This is a genomic window from Streptomyces sp. NPDC102441 (assembly GCF_044765585.1).
Taxonomy (GTDB): Bacteria; Actinomycetota; Actinomycetes; order Streptomycetales; family Streptomycetaceae; genus Streptomyces.
Window position 1 is genome coordinate 18480 of record NZ_JBIWKH010000031.1, and the last position, 19170, is coordinate 37649.

A 19170-nucleotide genomic window follows, 5' to 3' on the forward strand; every position below is an offset into this window, starting at 1 on the left:
CCTGAGGGCCGAGGCCCTCACCCCGTGAAGGCCTCGCCGACCGCCTCGTACTCGCGCGTCCACCACACCGCCAGGGCCGACACCGCAGGGAACTGCGGGTCGGCCCTGCGGTCGTGCAGGCGGTAGCGCCAGCGCAGTATCCAGAAGTCGTTGAGGCGCTCCCACCACACCCGGTGCACAGCGGCCGCCAGCTCCGCCGCCCCGGCGCCCGCCGAGCGCCGATAGGCGCGGGCGTACGCCCGGACCTTCTCCAGGGCCAGCTCGCCGTCCGGCCGGACGAAGAAGATCGCCGCCGCCCGTACGGCCTCCTCCGCGCGAGGCTGTACGCCGAGCCGGTCCCAGTCCACGATCGCGACGGGGTCGGCGCCCCGGTAGAGCAGATTCAGCGGGTGGAAGTCGCCGTGCACCCATCCCCTGGCGGAGCCCTCGGGCGTGGGCGGGCGGCGGTGGGCGTGCTGCTCCAGCAGGGCGCGGCGTTCCACGAGACGGTGCACGGCGAGCTCGTCGAACGCGTCCCGCGGGCTCATGTGCCGCGCGGCCGTCAGCAGTTCGTCGATCAGCGTGAACGTATCGGCGGGATCAGGGCTCCGGCCCCGTACCGGAGGCGGCGGGTCCGCCTCCATGACCTGTTCCAGACCTGTGTGTACGGCTCCGAGGAGTGCCCCGAGCCGACGGGACTGGGCGGTCGTCAGCTGGGCGCCGTCCCGGTGGAGGCCGTCCACCCAACGGTGCAGGGCGTAGCGCTGCCCGTCGATCACCGTGACCGTGTCACCCTCTGTGTCCGAGAGGGGCGGGGCCACCGGCACACCGAGGGAGTGCAGCTGCTGGGTCGCCCGGTGCTGCCGGACGATCGTGGCGTGATCACCGCTGGCGTCGTCGAGGTGGTGCTTGTCGAGGTGGTGCTTGAGGAAGTACGAGCCGCGGGTGGTGGACACGCGGTATCCGTGGTTGAGCAGGCCCTTGCCGATGGGTTCGCAGGCGAGGGGTTCACCGGCGCCCGGGTAGCGGCGCAGAACCTCGCCGACCGGAGGGACAGGCGGGAGGGTCACAGATGAGCGCAGCACTCGACACATGTTAGGTGACGCTATGTGGCCGGTTCTACGGACTTGCGTCGAAGGTCAGAGTGTGCATATGGGTGAGGTGCGGATCGAGCCGTAGATACACCGGATCAAAGCCTTCGCCGTTCACCTCGGCCGGGCCGGTCCCGAAGCGTTCGCGCTGGTCGGAGGCCAGGTGCACGATCTCGGCGGGGCCGGTGAACTGCACCGACCAGAGGTCTTCGGCAGGGTCGGCCGCGGAGGAGCTGAAGTTGTCCGCCCCGTAGGCGATGACGCTTCCGTCACAGGACTCGTGGAAGCCGAGACCCCTGTGCATACGCAAGAAGACACGGCCCTCCATCACCAGGTGCCGGGCCACCGCCAGGAAGGGCAGGGCCCGCATGCTCATGGCCAGCCGGCCGTAGCGGACACTGCCGAGCAGCTCGATGGCCCGGAGCTTGTCCGCGGCCGATGGGGCCGGGGCGCGGCACGGTCCGGAGGAGCCGGCGCCGGCCGCGGTTCCGGCGTCGGAGGGGCGGGAAGAAAGCATGCCCCCCACTCTCCGCCTCCAGGTAGGAGCCGTGTAAGGGTCCGCCGCCCCGACGGCCAGGGACCAAAGTCCCCTGCCGGGAACCGAGGTCGCCTTGCCGCGCCGGCCGGTCCTCGGCGCCCCTCAGCGCTTCTCGGCCTGAAGCCTCGCCACGTACGCCGCCGCCTGTGAACGCCGCTCCATGCCCAGCTTGGAGAGCAGGCTGGAGACGTAGTTCTTGATGGTCTTCTCGGCCAGATGCAGCCGCTCGCCGATCACCCGGTTCGTCAGCCCCTCGCCGATCAGGTCGAGGATCCTGCGCTCCTGGTCGGTCAGCCCGGACAGGCGGTCGTCCCCCTTGCCGTCCTTGCCCTCGCGCAGCCTTTCCAGCACGCGGGCGGTGGCCGCGGGGTCCAGCAGGGACTTGCCGGCCGCCACGTCGCGTACGGCGCTGAGCAGTTCGTTGCCGCGGATGGCCTTCAGTACGTACCCCGAGGCGCCGGCCATGATCGCGTCGAAAAGGGCCTCGTCGTCGGCGTACGAGGTGAGCATGAGGCACTTGATGTTCTCGTCCCGCGAGCGGACCTCGCGGCAGACCTCCACCCCGCTCCCGTCCGGCAGCCGTACGTCCAGGACGGCGACGTCGGGCCGGGTCGCGGGGATCCGTGCGAGCGCGTCAGCGGCCGTGCCCGCCTCGCCCACGACCTCGATGTCCTCCTCGGAGGACAGCAGCTCGTGAACCCCGCGCCGGACGACTTCGTGATCATCGAGCAGGAATACCGTGATTTTTCCTTCTTCGCGCACATTCGAAGTCTCACACACTCCTTTGTCGCCCGCCCTTCCCTGCGCCTGCCGGCCGGGATAACGTGCCGTTGTTCCGGCCGCCTGCAAGGCTGTTACCAGTGCTGTGACCAGCGGGACTTGGCGATTTTCTGGATTTACTTGGAAATCCAAGCAAAATCGCAGGTCACAAGGTGTTTCGCAGTTATGCGATGCACTGGGTAACGTGCTTATGGCAGGACGCTCGCCGGGGCACCTGTCACGCCTGTTCCCGGCCGAGTTGCACCCACCCCGTGCACGGGTCCGGACACAGGCGAGCCGCACTGGTTCCCGGCCACCCCGGGGGCCGGACCGACGGAGGAGCACGCACGTGACCGTGGAGAGCACTGCCGCGCGCAAACCGCGACGCAGCAGCAAGCGGACCAGCGCCGCGAAGACGCCCGCGAAGACGCCGGAGAGTTCCGAGCCCCAGCTGGTACAGCTGCTGACGCCCGAGGGCGAGCGCGTCGAGCACCCGGAATTCGAGATCGACCTGACCGCGGACGAGCTCCGCGGTCTCTACCGGGACATGGTCCTGACCCGTCGTTTCGACGCCGAGGCCACCGCGCTGCAGCGCCAGGGCGAGCTGGGCCTCTGGGCCTCGCTGCTGGGCCAGGAGGCCGCGCAGATCGGCTCCGGCCGGGCGCTGCGCGATGACGACTACGTCTTCCCGACCTACCGGGAGCACGGTGTCGCCTGGTGCCGGGGCGTCGACCCGACCAACCTGCTCGGGATGTTCCGTGGCGTGAACCACGGCGGCTGGGACCCGAACACCAACAACTTCCACCTGTACACCATCGTCATCGGCTCGCAGACCCTGCACGCCACCGGCTACGCCATGGGCGTCGCCAAGGACGGCGCGGACTCCGCGGTGATCGCGTACTTCGGTGACGGCGCCTCCAGCCAGGGCGACGTCGCGGAGGCGTTCACCTTCTCCGCCGTCTACAACGCCCCCGTCGTGTTCTTCTGCCAGAACAACCAGTGGGCGATCTCCGAGCCGACCGAGAAGCAGACGCGCGTGCCGCTCTACCAGCGCGCGCAGGGCTTCGGTTTCCCGGGCGTACGGGTCGACGGCAACGACGTACTCGCGTGCCTGGCCGTCACCAGGTCGGCGCTGGAGCGGGCCCGACGGGGCGAGGGGCCGACCCTCGTCGAGGCGTTCACCTACCGGATGGGCGCCCACACCACCTCCGACGACCCGACCAAGTACCGGGCGGACGAGGAGCGGGCGGCCTGGGAGGCCAAGGACCCGATCCTGCGGCTGCGTACGTATCTGGAGAAGCAGGACCTCGCCGACGCGGCGTACTTCACCGCGCTGGAGGAGGAGAGCGAGACCCTCGGCAAGCGAGTACGCGAAGCGGTGCGGTCCATGCCCGACCCGGACCGGCTGGCGATCTTCGACCACGCCTACGCCGACGGCAACCCCCTCGTCGACGAGGAGCGCGCCCAGTTCGCCGCCTACCAGGCATCGTTCGCCGAGGAGGGCAACTAGCCATGGCCGCTGAGAAGATGTCCATCGCGAAGGCGCTCAACGAGTCGCTGCGCAAGGCTCTCGAGACCGACCCCAAGGTCCTCATCATGGGTGAGGACGTCGGCAAGCTCGGCGGGGTCTTCCGCATCACGGACGGGCTGCAGAAGGACTTCGGAGAGGGACGGGTCATCGACACCCCGCTCGCCGAGTCCGGCATCGTCGGTACGGCGATCGGGCTCGCCCTGCGCGGTTACCGGCCGATCGTCGAGATCCAGTTCGACGGTTTCGTGTTCCCCGCGTACGACCAGATCGTCACGCAGCTCGCGAAGATGCACGCCCGCGCACTCGGCAAGATCAAGATGCCGGTCGTCATCCGCATCCCGTACGGCGGCGGCATCGGTGCCGTCGAGCACCACAGCGAGTCGCCCGAAGCGCTGTTCGCACACGTGGCCGGCCTGAAGGTGGTCTCGCCGTCCAACGCGAGCGACGCCTACTGGATGATGCAGCAGGCCGTCCAGAGTGACGACCCGATCATCTTCTTCGAGCCCAAGCGGCGTTACTGGGACAAGGGGGAGCTCGACACCGAGTCCATCCCCGGCCCGCTCCACAAGGCCGCGGTGGCCCGTGAGGGCACCGACCTCACGCTCGTCGCGTACGGCCCGATGGTGAAGGTCTGCCTGGAGGCGGCCGCCGCGGCGCAGGAGGAGGGCAAGTCGATCGAGGTCCTGGACCTGCGGTCCATGTCCCCGATCGACTTCGACGCCGTACAGACCTCGGTCGAGAGGACCCGCCGGCTCGTGGTGGTCCACGAGGCGCCGGTGTTCTACGGCTCCGGGGCCGAGATCGCGGCCCGGATCACCGAGCGCTGCTTCTACCATCTCGAAGCGCCGGTGCTGCGGGTCGGCGGCTACCACGTCCCCTATCCGCCCGCACGGCTCGAGGACGAGTACCTGCCGGGCCTCGACCGGGTGCTCGACGCCGTCGACCGCTCGCTGGCGTACTGAGGAGAGGGTCGTGACGACGATGACCGAAACGTCTGCTCGTTTCCGTGAGTTCAAGATGCCCGACGTGGGCGAAGGACTGACCGAGGCGGAGATCCTCAAGTGGTTCGTCCAGCCCGGCGACACCGTCACCGACGGCCAGGTGGTGTGCGAGGTCGAGACGGCCAAGGCCGCCGTCGAGCTGCCGGTCCCGTTCGACGGGGTGGTGCACGAGCTGCGCTTCCCCGAGGGCTCGACCGTCGACGTCGGCGAGGTGATCATCGCGGTGGACGTGGCGCCGGGCAGCGGTGACGCCCCGGCGGCTCCCGAAGCCGTGCAGGAGCCCGTGCCGGAGGCCGAAGCGGAAGCGCCCAAGGGCCGTCAGCCGGTGCTCGTCGGCTACGGCGTGGCCGAGAGCTCCACCAAGCGCCGGGCCCGCAAGGGGCCCGAGATCCCCGGTCCGGCCGCCGCCGCGATCCAGGCCGAGATCAACGGCCACGCCGCGAAGGCCGTGGAGACCCGTCCGCTCGCCAAGCCGCCGGTGCGCAAGCTGGCGAAGGACCTGGGAATCGACCTTGCCACGGTCACTCCGACCGGCGAGGGCGGCGTCATCACCCGTGAGGACGTCCACGCGGCTGCCGCCCCGGCCCCCGCCGAGGCCCCCGCCCGGACCGAGGAGGCCGCTCCGGCCCCCGCACCCGTGGCGGCACCGGTGGACCGGGCGGCCCGGGAGACCCGCATCCCGGTCAAGGGCGTACGCAAGGCCATCGCGCAGGCCATGGTCGGCAGCGCCTTCACCGCGCCGCACGTCACCGAGTTCGTGACCGTCGACGTGACGCGCACGATGAAGCTCGTCGGTGAGCTCAAGGAGGACAAGGACATGGCGGGGGTCCGGGTCAACCCCCTCCTGATCATCGCCAAGGCGCTACTCGTCGCGATCAGGCGCAACCCGGAGGTCAACGCTGCCTGGGACGAGGCCGGCCAGGAGATCGTGCAGAAGCACTACGTCAATCTGGGTATCGCCGCCGCCACCCCGCGCGGTCTGATCGTGCCGAACATCAAGGACGCGCACGAGCAGACGCTGCCGCAGTTGGCCGCGTCGCTGGGCGAGCTGGTCACCACCGCACGGGAGGGGAAGACGTCCCCGGCCGCGATGGCGGGCGGCACGGTGACCATCACCAACGTCGGTGTCTTCGGCGTCGACACGGGTACGCCGATCCTGAACCCGGGCGAGTCCGCGATCCTCGCGGTCGGGACGATCAAGCTCCAGCCATGGGTCCACAAGGGCAAGGTGAAGCCCCGCCAGGTCACCACGCTGGCGCTGTCGTTCGACCACCGGCTGGTCGACGGTGAGCTCGGCTCCAAGGTGCTTGCGGATGTCGCGGCGGTCCTGGAACAGCCGAAGCGTCTGATCACCTGGGCGTAGGTGTGTGCGATGGGCCCGCGTGAATGTCGCGCGGGCCCATCGGCATGTCCGGGCCCGGCGCGCATGTAACAGCCATGTATTAGGCGGTGGCCGGACGGAACGGCCGGGCACTCCGGACCGCTCCTGTTGATCAGAAGCGCTCGCCGGTACCGACCCGTACCGGGCGACCGGCACTGTCAACCGATGCTGAGGAAGAAACGATGCGTGCTCGCAAGCTCACCTTCGCCGCCCTGGTCGTAGCCGCCGGTCTCTCGCTCACGGCCTGCCAGGAAGACGACGGTCCGGGACAGACCGACCCGTCGTCCGAGTCGTCCGCGTCCGCCGCGCCCTCGTCCGGCGCAGGCTCGGATGGCTCGGACCAGGACGGCGGGAAGGACTCCGCCGGGTCGGAGTCCGGTGAGCCGGACTCCGCCGGATCGACCTCCGGCGGTAGCGGGAGCGGGTCCGACGCCGAGGCCGGCAAGTGCACCACCGACGAGCTCGAGATCACGGCGCAGGACAACTACATCGACGGCGACCCCGACGGCACCGTCGTGGTGGAGCTGAAGAACGGTGGAGGCGAGGACTGCGTGATCTCCGGGTTCGCGGGCGTCGACCTGAAGACCAACTCGGGGACGATCTCCGCCGAGCGTACGGGTGAGCCCGGCGACCCGTACGTCCTCAAGGACGGGAAGGCGATCTGGTTCCCCGTCGAGTACCCGCTCAATGACTCGGGCGGCTCCGGCGTCCGCATCACCGGGCTGGTGGTGACCCCGCCGAACGAGACGAAGTCGGTCACCCTCGACTGGCCGGGCGAGGGCTCGCTGCCGGTCACGGACGGCTCCGGTTCATCGGTGAAGGTCGGCCCGATCGGAAGCGCCGGACAGGGAGGCTGACCGCTGAGGGCTGTCCCGGGAGTCGTCGGAACTGATTCGGCGCGTTGTCGGACACGGAGGAGGGGCCCCGCGGCGTGGTGTGCGGGGCCCTCCTCCGTCGCGCCGGACCCGGCTACTTCTTGAAGGCGTGGTCCAGGAGCTTCTTCGCGTCCGACGTGCGGTTCGCCGCCGAGGAGGAGGTCAGGACCGTACCGATGACCGTCCTGCCCTTACGGGTCGCGGCGAAGACCAGGCAGTACTTGGCCGACGGGCCCGAGCCGGTCTTCACACCGATCGCGCCGCTGTAACTCCCCAGCAGCGGGTTGGTGTTCGACCACGACATGTAGCGGTAGCCGCCGTTCTTCGTCGTGACCTTCTGCTTGGTCGACCTCGTCTTCACGATCGCCCGGAACGTGGAGTTCTTCATCGCGCTGCCGGCGATCTTCGTCAGGTCGCGCGGCGTGGAGTAGTTGGATTTGCCGCCGATTCCGTCGAACGAGTCGAAGCGGGTGTTCTTCAGGCCGAGACTCTTCGCGGAGGCGTTCATCTTGCCGATGAACGACTTCACCCGGGCCGCACGGGTGGAACCGGAGCCGAACCTGTCGGCGAGCGCGTACGCGGCGTCGCAGCCGGACGGCAGCATCAGGCCGTACAGGAGCTGGCGGACCGTGACCTTGTCGCCGACGATCAGCCGGGCCGACGAGGCGGTCTTCGAGACGATGTAGTCGCTGTAGGCCTTCTGGACCGTGACCTTGGAATCAAGGTTCAGGTTCTTCTGTGCAAGCACCACCTTGGCGGTCATGACCTTCGTCGTGGAGCCGGTGGAGCGGCGGGTGTCAGCGGCTTTGCCGTAGAGCGTCCTCGCGGTGGCGTTGTCCATCACGAAGCCCCCCTTGGCGTTGATCGTGGGCTTCGGCGGTGCCGCCGCCCCGGCCGCCGGGGCGAATACCCCGCTTGCGAGGACGGCGCCGGCCGCCAGGGTGACCGTGGCCGCGACGGAGGCGCGGCGGATACTCGTAATGCCGTTTTTCAACGTGAATACTCCAAGTGTCCCTGAGGGGGCTGCCGCACGGGAGTGCCGCCCTGGTCATGAGACTCATGAGGGCACCCGAGGGCTGTGCACCCGTAAGAGTGACAGCGTGCTGCGTGGCCGCCCCGAGGGGTCCGGATCGCGGACGGGGAGGCGGACGCACCCATCTTGTATCTATGCTGTGTGCATGCCTGCCGCCCCCACAGCCCCCAAGCCGCCACCCGCAGCCGAACGCGTCTACACCCACATCAAGGAAGCGGTCCTCGACCGCCGCTACGAGGGCGGCACGCTCCTCACCGAGGGCGACCTGGCCGAGGCCGTCGGCGTATCCCGGACCCCGGTGCGGGAGGCGCTGCTCCGCCTCGAGGTCGAAGGGCTGATCAAGCTCTACCCGAAGAAGGGCGCACTGGTGCTCGCCGTCTCCGCGCAGGAGATCTCCGATGTGGTGGAGACCCGGCTGCTCGTGGAGGAGTTCGCCGCACGGAAGGCCGTGCCCGCGCCGGCAAGGCTGATCGCCCGGCTCGAACAGCTCCTGGAGGAGCAGCGGGAGCTCGCCGAGGCGGGCGATCTGGCCGCCGTCTCCGTCAAGGACCGCTGTTTCCACGCGGAGATCGTGAAGAACGCGGGCAACGAGATCCTCTCGCGCCTCTACGACCAGCTCCGTGACCGGCAGCTGCGGATGGGCGTCGCAGTGATGGAGGCGCATCCCGGCCGGATCGCCGCCAACCTCGCCGAGCACGGTGACCTGCTGGAGGCCATCAGGGCGGGCGACGCCGAAGGCGCCGCGCAGGTCGTCCGGCGTCATGTCAGCCGGGTCAGGGTGCTGGTCAGGGGGGATGACCGATGACCTCCGCCGCGCCCACCCTCTCCCTGCCCGGAGACCCGCCCGGCGGCCGGCGTGCCCTGTGGATCTGGGGCATCGGCGTCGCCGTCTACTTCGTCGCCATCATCTTCCGTACGAGTCTGGGCGTCGCCGGACTCGACGCGGCCGACCGGTTCGACGTCAACGCCTCGGCCCTGTCGACGTTCTCCATCCTTCAGCTGCTCGTCTACGCCGGTATGCAGATACCCGTGGGCCTCATGGTCGACCGGCTCGGCACCAAGAAGGTCCTCACGATCGGGGTGGTGCTCTTCACGCTGGGGCAGCTGGGCTTCGCGCTCTCCCCCTCGTACGGCATGGCGCTCGCCTCCCGCGCGATGCTCGGCTGCGGTGACGCGATGACGTTCATCAGCGTGCTGCGGCTCGGGGCCCGGTGGTTCCCCGCCAGGCGAGGACCGTTGGTCGGGCAGGTGACCGGGCTCTTCGGTATGGCGGGCAACCTCGTCTCGACCCTCTTCATCGCCCGCGCGCTGCACGGGTTCGGCTGGACCACGACCTTCGTCGGCAGCTCGCTGGCCGGTGTGGTGGTGCTGGTACCGCTGCTGCTCTTCCTCAAGGACCACCCCGAGGGTCACGAGCCGCCGCCCGCCGAGCACGCCGGAGCGGCGTACGTGCGTAAGCAGATCGCCGCTTCCTGGCGGGAGCCCGGCACCCGCCTGGGTATGTGGGTCCACTTCACGACGCAGTTCCCCGGCATGGTCTTCCTGCTGCTGTGGGGCCTGCCGTTCCTGGTCGAGGCACAGGGACTGAGCAGGGGCACCGCCGGTGAGCTGCTCACCCTGGTGGTGCTCTCCAACATGGTGGTGGGGCTCGTCTACGGGCAGGTCATCGCCCGCCATCACGCGGCGCGCGCACCGCTGGCACTGGGCACGGTCGCGATGACCGCACTGCTCTGGGCCTGCACGATCTTCTATCCCGGCGACCATGCGCCGATGTGGCTGCTGATCACCCTGTGCGTGGTGCTCGGATCCTGCGGTCCCGCCTCGATGATCGGCTTCGACTTCGGCCGGCCGGCCAATCCGCCGGAACGCCAGGGAACCGCTTCCGGCATCGTCAACATGGGCGGTTTCGTCGCCTCGATGACGACGCTGTTCGCGGTCGGCGTCCTGCTCGACGCGACCGGGGACAACTACCGCGTCGCGTTCGCGTCGGTCTTCGTCCTGGAGGCGCTCGGCGTCGTGCAGATCCTGCGCCTGCACGCCGGTGCCACGCACAGGGAACGCGATCACCATGTCGTCAGCCGGGTCGAAGCCGTGCACGTGCCCGCCTGACAGCGCCCTGCCGGCGCGCCCGTCCCGGTTCCCCGCCGCCGGACGGGCGCCGACGGACGGGCGCCGCCGGTCCGGTGCTACGGGGTCACGGTGAAGTGGCGCAGGATCTCGGCCGCCAGCTCCTGGTCGCCCTCGATCTTGATCCGGTCCTCCACGGCCTGGAGCCGGACCCGGCCGCAGGCCAGCCGGTAGTACGTCTCCCAGTCCATCGCCAGGGTCGCCGCGGGGCCCAGCGACGGAGCGCCGTCGACCGAACCGCGGCCCTCGCCGTCGACCCTGACCGTACGCAGGAACTCCAGTGGGCCGTGCACATCGAAGACCACGGCCGAATTGGGCGGTGCGCCCGCGCCCTTGGCGACCACCTTCGCCAGTCCTGCCAGCAGCGTGTCCCGGACGACCAGGGCGCCGGGGGAGTCCAGATTGCCGGGCTGCCCCAGCGTGGTGCGCAGATCCTGTTCATGTACCCAGACGTCGAAGGCCCGCATGCGCAGTGCCAGCTCCAGCGTCTGCTCGGTACCGAGGGGCGCCCGCACCATGGTCTCGGGGGCGCGCGACTCGTTGCGCAGCTGACGCATGCGCCGGATGAGCGTGTACTCCAGCTCCGAGGTCATCTCCGGCGCGGTGTGGTGGCGCCGTACGTCGACCTGCATCTCCATGTAGCGCTGGTTGTCGTTCTGCACGTGGTACAGGTCGCGCGGCAGCGTGTGGATCGGGCGAGGATCGCCGAGCTGCTCGCACTCCATGCCGATGACGTGCGAGACGATGTCGCGTACCGACCAGCCAGGACAGGGCGTCCGGCGGTTCCACTCCCCCTCGACGAGTGGCTTGACCAGCTCGGCTATCGACTCGACGGACTGGGTCCAGGCATCGGCATAGTTCTGGAGGCTGGGATGGACGGTCACGGGACCCCTCGTGCGGTTCTGCGGTGCGTGGGCTGGCGAGCAGGGAGTGCCGGACGGGACGGCCGGCACCGACGGTGCTGTCTGCGGTCTGCTGTCTGCGGTCTGCGTGGGGAGTTCGCTCGCTAAGTTACGCTGCGAGCAGGCACCCCGGCAGTGCTTTCGTGTGACGATCGTAGGCCCGCGTTGACGGCTTCCATGCCAGGACGGTGGTAGTGTGCTCGCCTCCCTCATCCAGATCGCAGTAAACCCGGATGAATCGGTCAATTCCCGTAGAGAGCGCGCGGCTTCGCTGGTCGTGGCGCAGCGGGGAGCGGACCTGGTCGTCCTCCCCGAGCTCTGGCCGGTCGGTGCCTTCGCCTATACCGCGTTCGCCGATGAGGCCGAACCTCTTCAGGGCCCCACGTACGACATCATGGCGAAGGCGGCGGCCGAGGCCGGGGTCTGGCTGCACGCCGGGTCCTTCGTCGAGCGCGCCGAGGACGGCACCCTCTACAACACCTCGCTGGTGTTCTCGCCCGAGGGTGAACTGGCCGCCTCCTACCGCAAGATCCATCGCTTCGGCTTCGACAAGGGCGAAGCGGTGCTGATGGGGGCAGGCGAGGAACTCGTCACCGTCGCCCTCCCGGAGACCACGCTCGGCATCGCCACCTGCTACGACCTCCGCTTCCCCGAGCAGTTCCGGGGGCTCGTCGACGCGGGGGCCGAAACCCTGATCGTCGCGGCCGGCTGGCCGGAGCGCCGCCGTTCGCACTGGACGCTGCTGGCGCAGGCCCGCGCGGTCGAGAACCAGGCGTACGTCCTGGCGGTCGGGTCGGCGGGCACCCATGCGGGGGTCGAGCAGGCGGGCCACAGCATCGTCGTCGACCCCTGGGGTGAGGTGCTCGCCGAGGCAGGTGGAGCCGAGGAGGTGCTCACCGTGGAGTTCGACCCGGCGAAGGCCACCGCCACCCGGGAGCAGTTCCCCGCGCTCAAGGACCGCCGTCTGGGCCTCGCGCCGCGGCGCCTGGCCTGACCCGTACGGACTGATCGGACCGTGGGCCCTGTTTCACGTGAAACAGGGCCCGCGGTCCGAGTGCATCGTTCAGTCCTCGCCGTGTTCCTTGTCGTGCTCCTTGTCCGCGAGGACGATGACGCACACCGCCACGGCGAGAAGCAGCGGCACATCGGCGTCCTCCCGCACGATGTCCACGCCGTAGGTGTCGCGGACGGTCAGCCAGCGCCGGGAGATCTGGGCGAGCAGCTCACCGTCGTAGTCGACGGCGAACTCGCGGTCCAGGATCTTGCCGCTGACGTCCAGCTCGGTGCCGTCCACCAGGGTCACCCGGTAGTGGTTGCGCAGGAGCGAGAGCCGCTTCCGTTTGATCTTGGCGAGTTCCTCGCCGTCCCGCTCGATCAGCATCGTGTCGCGCAGGCTGATCAGCTTCTGGCGGATCTCCACCAGCACCCGGCCGTCCGCGTCCTTGAGCTCGAAGGTGTCACGGAGGCGCATGGCCTTGCCGTCGACCAGGAAGAGCTTCCGCCCGTCCGTGTCCTCGATCCAGTAGTCGTCGCCGACGCCGAACAGTCGCTCACGTACGAGAAGTCTCATGGATCACAGGTTCCCCGACGTCCTGCCGGAATGCGCGCAGGGCGCAGTGCTGTTGACTGGTGTCATGACAGCACGTGCACGTGTCCGCGCCCCCGAACTGATCGGCAAGGGCGGCTGGCTCAATACAGGCGACCGGCAGTACACCCTTGCTGACCTGCGGGGACGCATTGTCATTCTGGATTTCTGGACATTCTGCTGCGTGAACTGTCTGCACGTGCTCGATGAGTTGCGTGAGCTGGAGGAGAAGCACCGCGACACCGTGGTGATCATCGGTGTCCACTCCCCGAAGTTCGTGCACGAGGCGGAGCACCAGGCCGTGGTCGACGCCGTCGAGCGGTACGAGGTGCACCACCCCGTCCTCGACGACCCCGAGCTCGCCACCTGGAAGCAGTACGCCGTCCGGGCCTGGCCCACGCTCGTCGTCGTGGACCCCGAGGGCTATGTCGTCGCGCAGCACGCCGGTGAGGGGCACGCGCACGCCATCGAGAAGCTGGTCGAGGAGCTGGAGGCCGAGCACACCGCGAAGGGCACCCTGCACCGCGGCGACGGCCCCTACGTCGCTCCGGAGCCGGTCGCCACACACCTGCGGTTCCCCGGCAAGGCGCTCGTGCTCCCGGACGGCGGATTCCTGGTCTCGGACACCACCCGGCACCGCCTGGTGGAGCTGGACGCCGACGGCGAGACCGTACGGGGACACTTCGGTGCCGGTGAGCGCGGATTCGCGGACGGCGGTCCGGACGACGCCCGGTTCAGCGAACCGCAGGGCCTCGCCGTCCTGCCCGACGGCCGGATCGCCGTCGCGGACACGGTCAACCATACGATCAGGGCGCTCGACCTCACGACGGGCATGACGACCACGCTCGCCGGGACCGGACGCCAGTGGTGGCAGGGTTCCGCCACCAGCGGCCCGGCCACGGCGGTGGACCTGTCGTCGCCCTGGGACATCGCCTGGTTCGGCGACCGGCTGTGGATCGCGATGGCCGGGGTGCACCAGCTGTGGACGTACGACCCCGAGCAGGGCACGGTGCGGGTCGCGGCCGGTACGACCAACGAGGGCCTGGTCGACGGGCCGGGGGACGAGGCGTGGTTCGCGCAGCCGTCCGGTCTGGCCGCGGCCGGGGACCGGCTCTGGGTCGCCGACTCCGAGACCTCCGCGCTGCGCTATGTGGACCGGGACGGAGCCGTACACACAGCCGTCGGTACGGGTCTCTTCGACTTCGGCCACCGCGACGGCCCGGCAGGGGAGGCGCTCCTCCAGCACCCGCTGGGCGTCACCGCCCTCCCGGACGGCTCCGTCGCCGTCAGCGACACCTACAACCACGCGCTGCGGCGCTTCGACCCGGAGAGCGGTGAGGTCACCACGCTGGCCACGGACCTGCGGGAGCCGAGCGACGCGGTGCTGGTGGACGGCGATCTGGTGGTGGTGGAGTCCGCGCGGCACCGGCTGACCCGGCTGCGGCTCCCCGAGGAGGCCGTGCGGGTCGCGGACCGGGCCCACCGCACCCAGCGCGCGGCCACCGAGGTCGCCGCCGGCACCCTGCGGCTGGACGTGGTCTTCCAGGCGCCCGCCGGGCAGAAGCTGGACACCCGGTACGGCCCCTCCACCCGGCTGCTGGTCTCCTCGACCCCGCCGGAACTGCTGGCCGAGGGGTCGGGTCAGGGGACGGATCTGAGCCGTGACCTGGTCCTCGCGGACGGGGTCACCGAGGGCGTCCTGCATGTGTCCGCGATGGCGGCGTCCTGCGACGACGACCCGGCCAACGAGTACCCGGCCTGCCATGTGCACCAGCAGGACTGGGGCGTCCCCGTGAACGTCACCACGTCAGGGACGTCCAGGCTCCCGCTGGTACTTGCCGGGATGGACGAACAGGGCTGACGACGGCCTCAGCCGCCGGCGCCGTACGGCCGGCCCCGGCGGCTCGATCCGACGGGCCCGCGCCGTCCGTCGGACTGTCAGCTCACTGGTAGCGTCGCTCGTCCTCCGAGACGACCGTGGTGGTGGGCGGCACGACCATGCGGCGGCGGCGCGCGATGCTCACGTAGACGAAGACCCCCACGAGACCGACGATCATCATGATCCAGCCGACCAGGTCGACGTTGACGGTGTCCATTTCCCAGTCGGTGGCGAACGCCAGAATCGCCCCGGCACCGATCAGGAGAATGCATCCTCCGAGTCCCATGATTTCCGCCTCTCGACGGCCCGGTGAATCCGGGCCGTGTACAGCTCGCGTACCCGGCCCGGTAACAACCATGTCCACAGAGGCGGTTGGAGCGGCGGAGGGTCAGCCCGCGAGGAAGGCGCTGAGCGCGTTGGCCAGGAGATAGGGGTCGTCGGCACCGCACAGCTCGCGCGCGCTGTGCATCGAAAGGATCGCCACACCGATGTCGACGGTCCGGATGCCGTGCCGGGCCGCGGTGATCGGGCCGATCGTCGTGCCGCACGGCATCGAGTTGTTGGAGACGAACGTCTGCCACGGCACGCCGGCCTTCTCGCAGGCCGCGGCGAACACGGCGCGGCCGCTGCCGTCGGTCGCGTAGCGCATGTTGACGTTGACCTTGAGGATCGGCCCACCGTTGGCAACGGGATGGTGCGTCGGGTCGTGCCGCTCGGCGTAGTTGGGGTGGACGGCGTGGCCGGTGTCCGAGGAGAGGCACACGGTTCCGGCGAAGGCCCGGGCGCGGTCCTCGTACGAACCGCCGCGGGCGTACACGGAGCGTTCCAGGACCGTGCCGAGCAGCGGGCCGTCCGCGCCGGTGTCGGACTGGGAGCCGTTCTCCTCGTGGTCGAATGCGGCCAGCACGGGGATGTACGGGATCTCGTCGTCCGGCTGTGCGGTCACCGCGGCCAGCGCCGCCGTCGCGGCGTGCACCGAGAGCAGGTTGTCCATGCGCGGACCCGCGAGGAGCTCGCGGTCCCGGCCCAGGTAGGCGGGCGGCTCGACCGGGTGCGGCATGAGGTCCCAGCCGGTGATCTCCGCGGGCTCCACGCCCGCCTCTTCGGCGACGAAGCGGATGAGGTCGCCCTCCTCGACGTCACCGAGCCCCCAGATCGGCTGCATGTGCTTCTGGCGGTCGAGCTTGAGGCCGTCGGGGTTGGCGGACCGGTCCAGGTGCACGGCCAGCTGGGGAACCCGCAGCAGGGGCCGGTCGATGTCGACCAGCCGGTGCGTGCCGTCGCGCAGGGAGAGGCGGCCGGCGAGACCGAGGTCCCGGTCGAGCCAGGTGTTCAGCAGCGTCCCGCCGTAGACCTCGACGGCGATCTGGCGCCAGCCGTACGCGCCCGTGTCGGGCAGCGGCTTGACCCGCAGGTTGGGGGAGTCGGTGTGGGCCCCCACGATCCTGAACGGGGTGTGGGCGTCGGCGCCCTCCGGCACGTACCAGGCCACGATGGCCCCGCCCCGCAGGACGTACTTCCCGCCCGTGGAGCCGTCCCACGCGTCCGTCTCCTCGACCTGCCGGAATCCGGCCTTCTCCAGCCGCGAGGCGGCCGTGGCCACAGCGTGGTACGGGGAAGGTGAGGCCATCAGGAAGGCCATCAGATCGTCGGTGTGCCCGCGGTCGAAGCGGAGGGGAGAGCTCATGTGCCTCACTGTAACGACGGCAGACCGGGACGTTTCACGGTGTACGGAGGCAGTCGGCGGGCTGTGTCCGGAAAGTTGTCAGGGACGCCGACGGCGCCGCCACCCGGAGGATCCGGATGACGGCGCCGGGTGACGGCCGGGAGGGGCGATTACCAGGGCCCCTCGTTTGGATCATGCTGGGCTCGCGGGGTCTGGCACCGCACCTCGCGGCGTTGCCCGAACGAAAGACCCTAGAACGCGGCCTCGTCCAACTCCATCAGCGAGTTGTCGACGGCCTCGGCCAGCGCGCGCTCGCCGGAGACGCCGGGCAGGACGTTCGCGGCGAAGAACTTCGCGGCGGCGATCTTGCCCTGGTAGAAGGCGGTGTCCTTGGCGGAGGCGTTGCGCAGCTTCTCGGAGGCCACGACCGCGCCCTTGAGCAGCAGGTAGCCGACGACGACATCGCCGGAGGCCATCAGGAGGCGGGTCGTGTTGAGACCGACCTTGTAGATGTTCTTGACGTCCTCGCTCGTGGCGGTGAGGTCGGTGATCATCGTGCCGACGATCGCCTCCAGGTCCACCGCGGCCTTGGCGAGGTTGTCCAGCGAGCCGGACAGCTCCTCGTTGCCCTGGGCACCCGCGAGGAACTTCTTGATCTCCTCGGAGAGGGTGTTCAGCGAGGCGCCCTGGTCGCGGACGATCTTCCGGAAGAAGAAGTCCTGGCCCTGGATCGCCGTCGTGCCCTCGTACAGGGTGTCGATCTTGGCGTCACGAATGTACTGCTCGACCGGGTACTCCTGGAGGTATCCGGAGCCACCGAAGGTCTGGAGCGACTGCGCGAGCTGCTCGTAGGACTTCTCGGAGCCGTAGCCCTTCACGATCGGGAGCAGCAGGTCGTTGAGGCCGTTGAGCGCCTTGGAGTCCTCGCCCGCGGCCTCCTTCACCTGGATCGCGTCCTGGACGGAGGCGGTGTACAGCACGAGGGAGCGCATGCCCTCGGCGTACGCCTTCTGCGTCATGAGGGAGCGGCGCACGTCGGGGTGGTGCGTGATGGTGACCTTGGGGGCCGTCTTGTCCATGAACTGAGACAGGTCGGTTCCCTGGACGCGCTCCTTGGCGTACTCCAGCGCGTTGAGGTAGCCCGCGGAGAGAGCCGCGATGGCCTTCGTGCCGACCATCATGCGGGCGAACTCGATGATGCGGAACATCTGGCGGATGCCGTCGTGCTTGTCACCGATCAGCCAGCCCTTGGCGGGGTGCTGGTCGCCGAAGGTCATCTCGCAGGTGTTCGACGCCTTGAGGCCCATCTTGTGCTCGACGTTCGTCGCGTACACGCCGTTGCGCGCACCGATCTCGCCGGTGGTCCAGTCGAAGTGGAACTTCGGGACCAGGAAGAGGGAGAGGCCCTTGGTGCCAGGTCCGGCGCCCTCGGGGCGTGCCAGGACGTAGTGGAGGATGTTCTCGGACATGTCGTGCTCGCCCGAGGTGATGAAGCGCTTCACACCCTCGATGTGCCAGGAGCCGTCCTCCTGCTCGACCGCCTTCGTGCGGCCGGCGCCGACGTCCGAGCCGGCGTCCGGCTCGGTCAGCACCATCGTCGAGCCCCACTGCTTCTCGACGGCGATCTCGGCGACCTTCTTCTGCGCCTCGTTGCCCTCGTCGAAGAGGATGCCGGCGAACGCGGGACCGGAGGAGTACATCCAGACCGCCGGGTTCGAGCCGAGCAGCAGCTCCGCGTAACCCCAGATCAGGGAGCGCGGCGACGTCGTGCCGCCGATCTCCTCGGGCAGGCCCAGACGCCAGTACTCGGAGTCCATGAACGCCTGGTACGACTTCTTGAAGGAGGCCGGGACGGGCGCGGTGTTCGTCTCGGGGTCGAAGACCGGCGGGTTGCGGTCGGCGTCGGCGTACGAATCGGCGAGCTCGTTCTCCGCGAGGCGGGTGACCTCGTCCAGGATGCTCTTCGCGGTGTCGACGTCCATCTCCGCGAACGGACCGGTGCCGTACAGCTTGTCGCGCCCGAGGACCTCGAAGAGGTTGAACTCGATGTCGCGGAGATTCGACTTGTAGTGCCCCATGGGAAGGCTCCGTAATCAATAGCAGTGGCGCGCAGCGCCCCGTGGAGGAGTGAGGATCGGGCGACGGACGGCCTGGCGTGGGTATATCACCTGACCCCCACGATGATGCTACCCGTCAGTAATAAGACGCAACCCCTCAAGGCACAGATGTGTCCGATTACTCTTTGCGGCATGTATGGCTACGACCAGAACCAGGGCGCACAGCAGCAGATGGGCGGCGGCTACGGCGAGCAGCCGTTGTACCCCGAGCCCTCGCCGCCGTCCCTGGCCGACGCGGTACGGGCCTTCACGACCGGATCGCTGTCCGCGGAGGACTTCCAGCAGGTCTTCGCCACGGCGAAGGTCTACTGCCCGCGCGGCGACAACCCGGGCTTCCTGGCTCTCCACAACACCCAGCAGCCGGTGATCCCCATGTTCACCACGCTCAAGGAGCTGCGGAGCTATGCGGGCAAGGAGTCCAAGTACTTCGTGATCACCGGCGCCGAGGTGATCGACCTGCTCCCGACGGGGTACGGCTTCGTCCTGGACATGGAGGGCGATCACCGCATGGTCTTCGACGCCAAGGCGGTGGAGCAGATGGTCGACTTCGCGATGCGCCGTATGTACGGCTAGCCGTACATCGCCTCGCAGTGACGGAGGGCCCACACCGTTGGCGGTTTCTAGCGATCGTTGCAACACGTGGTCGGTTGTCTAGGCCGCGAGGAGTTTAGCCAGACGCTCGGCTGGGGTTTCCCAGCCGAGCGTT

Annotated in this window: 18 protein-coding genes; 9 read left to right on the forward strand and 9 right to left on the reverse strand. The window is 69.3% G+C overall.

The annotated features are described in order from the left end of the window. Positions 1–17 precede the first annotated feature (17 nt). From ACIREO_RS39545 to ACIREO_RS39555, 3 genes are all read right to left on the reverse strand, one after another. On the reverse strand, positions 18–1073 hold the full coding sequence (locus ACIREO_RS39545) for a phosphotransferase (RefSeq protein WP_404119916.1): 1056 nt from the start codon (positions 1071–1073) through the stop codon (positions 18–20). Positions 1074–1098: 25 nt separating this feature from the next. Beyond that, entirely contained in the window at positions 1099–1587 is a 489-nt protein-coding gene (locus ACIREO_RS39550; RefSeq protein ID WP_404119918.1) for a pyridoxamine 5'-phosphate oxidase family protein, read from the reverse strand. A gap of 123 nt (positions 1588–1710) precedes the next feature. Continuing rightward, on the reverse strand, positions 1711–2370 hold the full coding sequence (locus tag ACIREO_RS39555; protein WP_404119921.1) for a response regulator: 660 nt from the start codon (positions 2368–2370) through the stop codon (positions 1711–1713). A 346-nt stretch (positions 2371–2716) separates the two neighbouring features. Between ACIREO_RS39555 and pdhA the strand changes: the two genes are divergently transcribed. The 4 genes from pdhA to ACIREO_RS39575 all read left to right on the forward strand — a co-directional run bounded on the left by pdhA (position 2717) and on the right by ACIREO_RS39575 (position 7137). Next, complete coding sequence (gene pdhA, locus ACIREO_RS39560; protein ID WP_404119923.1) at positions 2717–3877, forward strand: pyruvate dehydrogenase (acetyl-transferring) E1 component subunit alpha; 1161 nt, start codon at positions 2717–2719, stop codon at positions 3875–3877. A 2-nt stretch (positions 3878–3879) separates the two neighbouring features. Continuing rightward, positions 3880–4860, forward strand: coding sequence for an alpha-ketoacid dehydrogenase subunit beta (locus ACIREO_RS39565; protein ID WP_404119926.1), 981 nt, complete (start codon positions 3880–3882; stop codon positions 4858–4860). Positions 4861–4870: 10 nt separating this feature from the next. Then, entirely contained in the window at positions 4871–6262 is a 1392-nt protein-coding gene (locus ACIREO_RS39570) for a dihydrolipoamide acetyltransferase family protein (RefSeq protein WP_404119929.1), read from the forward strand. 200 nt (positions 6263–6462) lie between these two features. Then, complete coding sequence (locus tag ACIREO_RS39575) at positions 6463–7137, forward strand: DUF4232 domain-containing protein (protein WP_404119932.1); 675 nt, start codon at positions 6463–6465, stop codon at positions 7135–7137. Between the two features lie 112 nt (positions 7138–7249). On the opposite strand, the gene ACIREO_RS39580 is transcribed toward ACIREO_RS39575, so the two are convergent. Further along, complete coding sequence (locus ACIREO_RS39580) at positions 7250–8149, reverse strand: D-alanyl-D-alanine carboxypeptidase family protein (protein WP_404119934.1); 900 nt, start codon at positions 8147–8149, stop codon at positions 7250–7252. Between the two features lie 184 nt (positions 8150–8333). Here ACIREO_RS39580 and ACIREO_RS39585 point away from each other — a divergent pair, with 184 nt between their 5' ends. Together ACIREO_RS39585 and ACIREO_RS39590 are read left to right on the forward strand one after the other, a co-directional pair. Further along, positions 8334–8993 (forward strand): GntR family transcriptional regulator, encoded by a 660-nt coding sequence (locus ACIREO_RS39585; RefSeq protein WP_404119937.1) that lies wholly within the window; start codon positions 8334–8336, stop codon positions 8991–8993. Further along, complete coding sequence (locus ACIREO_RS39590) at positions 8990–10297, forward strand: nitrate/nitrite transporter (RefSeq protein WP_404119940.1); 1308 nt, start codon at positions 8990–8992, stop codon at positions 10295–10297. The genes ACIREO_RS39585 and ACIREO_RS39590 overlap by 4 nt, the downstream gene beginning before the upstream one ends. Before the next feature lie 77 nt (positions 10298–10374). Here ACIREO_RS39590 and ACIREO_RS39595 read toward each other — a convergent pair whose 3' ends face one another. Further along, positions 10375–11199: a maleylpyruvate isomerase family mycothiol-dependent enzyme gene (locus tag ACIREO_RS39595; RefSeq protein WP_404119942.1), complete on the reverse strand. Its 825-nt coding sequence runs from the start codon at positions 11197–11199 to the stop codon at positions 10375–10377. Between the two features lie 214 nt (positions 11200–11413). Between ACIREO_RS39595 and ACIREO_RS39600 the strand changes: the two genes are divergently transcribed. After that, the gene (locus tag ACIREO_RS39600; RefSeq protein ID WP_404119945.1) at positions 11414–12211 is read left to right on the forward strand and encodes a carbon-nitrogen family hydrolase; all 798 of its coding nucleotides are present in this window, start codon (positions 11414–11416) and stop codon (positions 12209–12211) included. Between the two features lie 69 nt (positions 12212–12280). On the opposite strand, the gene ACIREO_RS39605 is transcribed toward ACIREO_RS39600, so the two are convergent. Further along, the gene (locus ACIREO_RS39605; RefSeq protein WP_404119948.1) at positions 12281–12787 is read right to left on the reverse strand and encodes an LURP-one-related/scramblase family protein; all 507 of its coding nucleotides are present in this window, start codon (positions 12785–12787) and stop codon (positions 12281–12283) included. 64 nt (positions 12788–12851) lie between these two features. Here ACIREO_RS39605 and ACIREO_RS39610 point away from each other — a divergent pair, with 64 nt between their 5' ends. Then, positions 12852–14663 (forward strand): NHL domain-containing thioredoxin family protein, encoded by a 1812-nt coding sequence (locus ACIREO_RS39610; RefSeq protein ID WP_404119949.1) that lies wholly within the window; start codon positions 12852–12854, stop codon positions 14661–14663. Positions 14664–14745: 82 nt separating this feature from the next. On the opposite strand, the gene ACIREO_RS39615 is transcribed toward ACIREO_RS39610, so the two are convergent. The 3 genes from ACIREO_RS39615 to ACIREO_RS39625 all read right to left on the reverse strand — a co-directional run bounded on the left by ACIREO_RS39615 (position 14746) and on the right by ACIREO_RS39625 (position 18425). Continuing rightward, complete coding sequence (locus ACIREO_RS39615) at positions 14746–14967, reverse strand: DUF6458 family protein (protein WP_404119951.1); 222 nt, start codon at positions 14965–14967, stop codon at positions 14746–14748. A gap of 102 nt (positions 14968–15069) precedes the next feature. Next, positions 15070–16368 (reverse strand): M18 family aminopeptidase, encoded by a 1299-nt coding sequence (locus ACIREO_RS39620; protein ID WP_404119954.1) that lies wholly within the window; start codon positions 16366–16368, stop codon positions 15070–15072. A 230-nt stretch (positions 16369–16598) separates the two neighbouring features. Further along, on the reverse strand, positions 16599–18425 hold the full coding sequence (locus tag ACIREO_RS39625; protein ID WP_404119956.1) for an acyl-CoA dehydrogenase: 1827 nt from the start codon (positions 18423–18425) through the stop codon (positions 16599–16601). Positions 18426–18596: 171 nt separating this feature from the next. Here ACIREO_RS39625 and ACIREO_RS39630 point away from each other — a divergent pair, with 171 nt between their 5' ends. Beyond that, a complete protein-coding gene (locus ACIREO_RS39630; RefSeq protein WP_404119959.1) occupies positions 18597–19037 on the forward strand; it encodes an SseB family protein in 441 nt (146 codons plus the stop codon). Positions 19038–19170 lie beyond the last annotated feature (133 nt).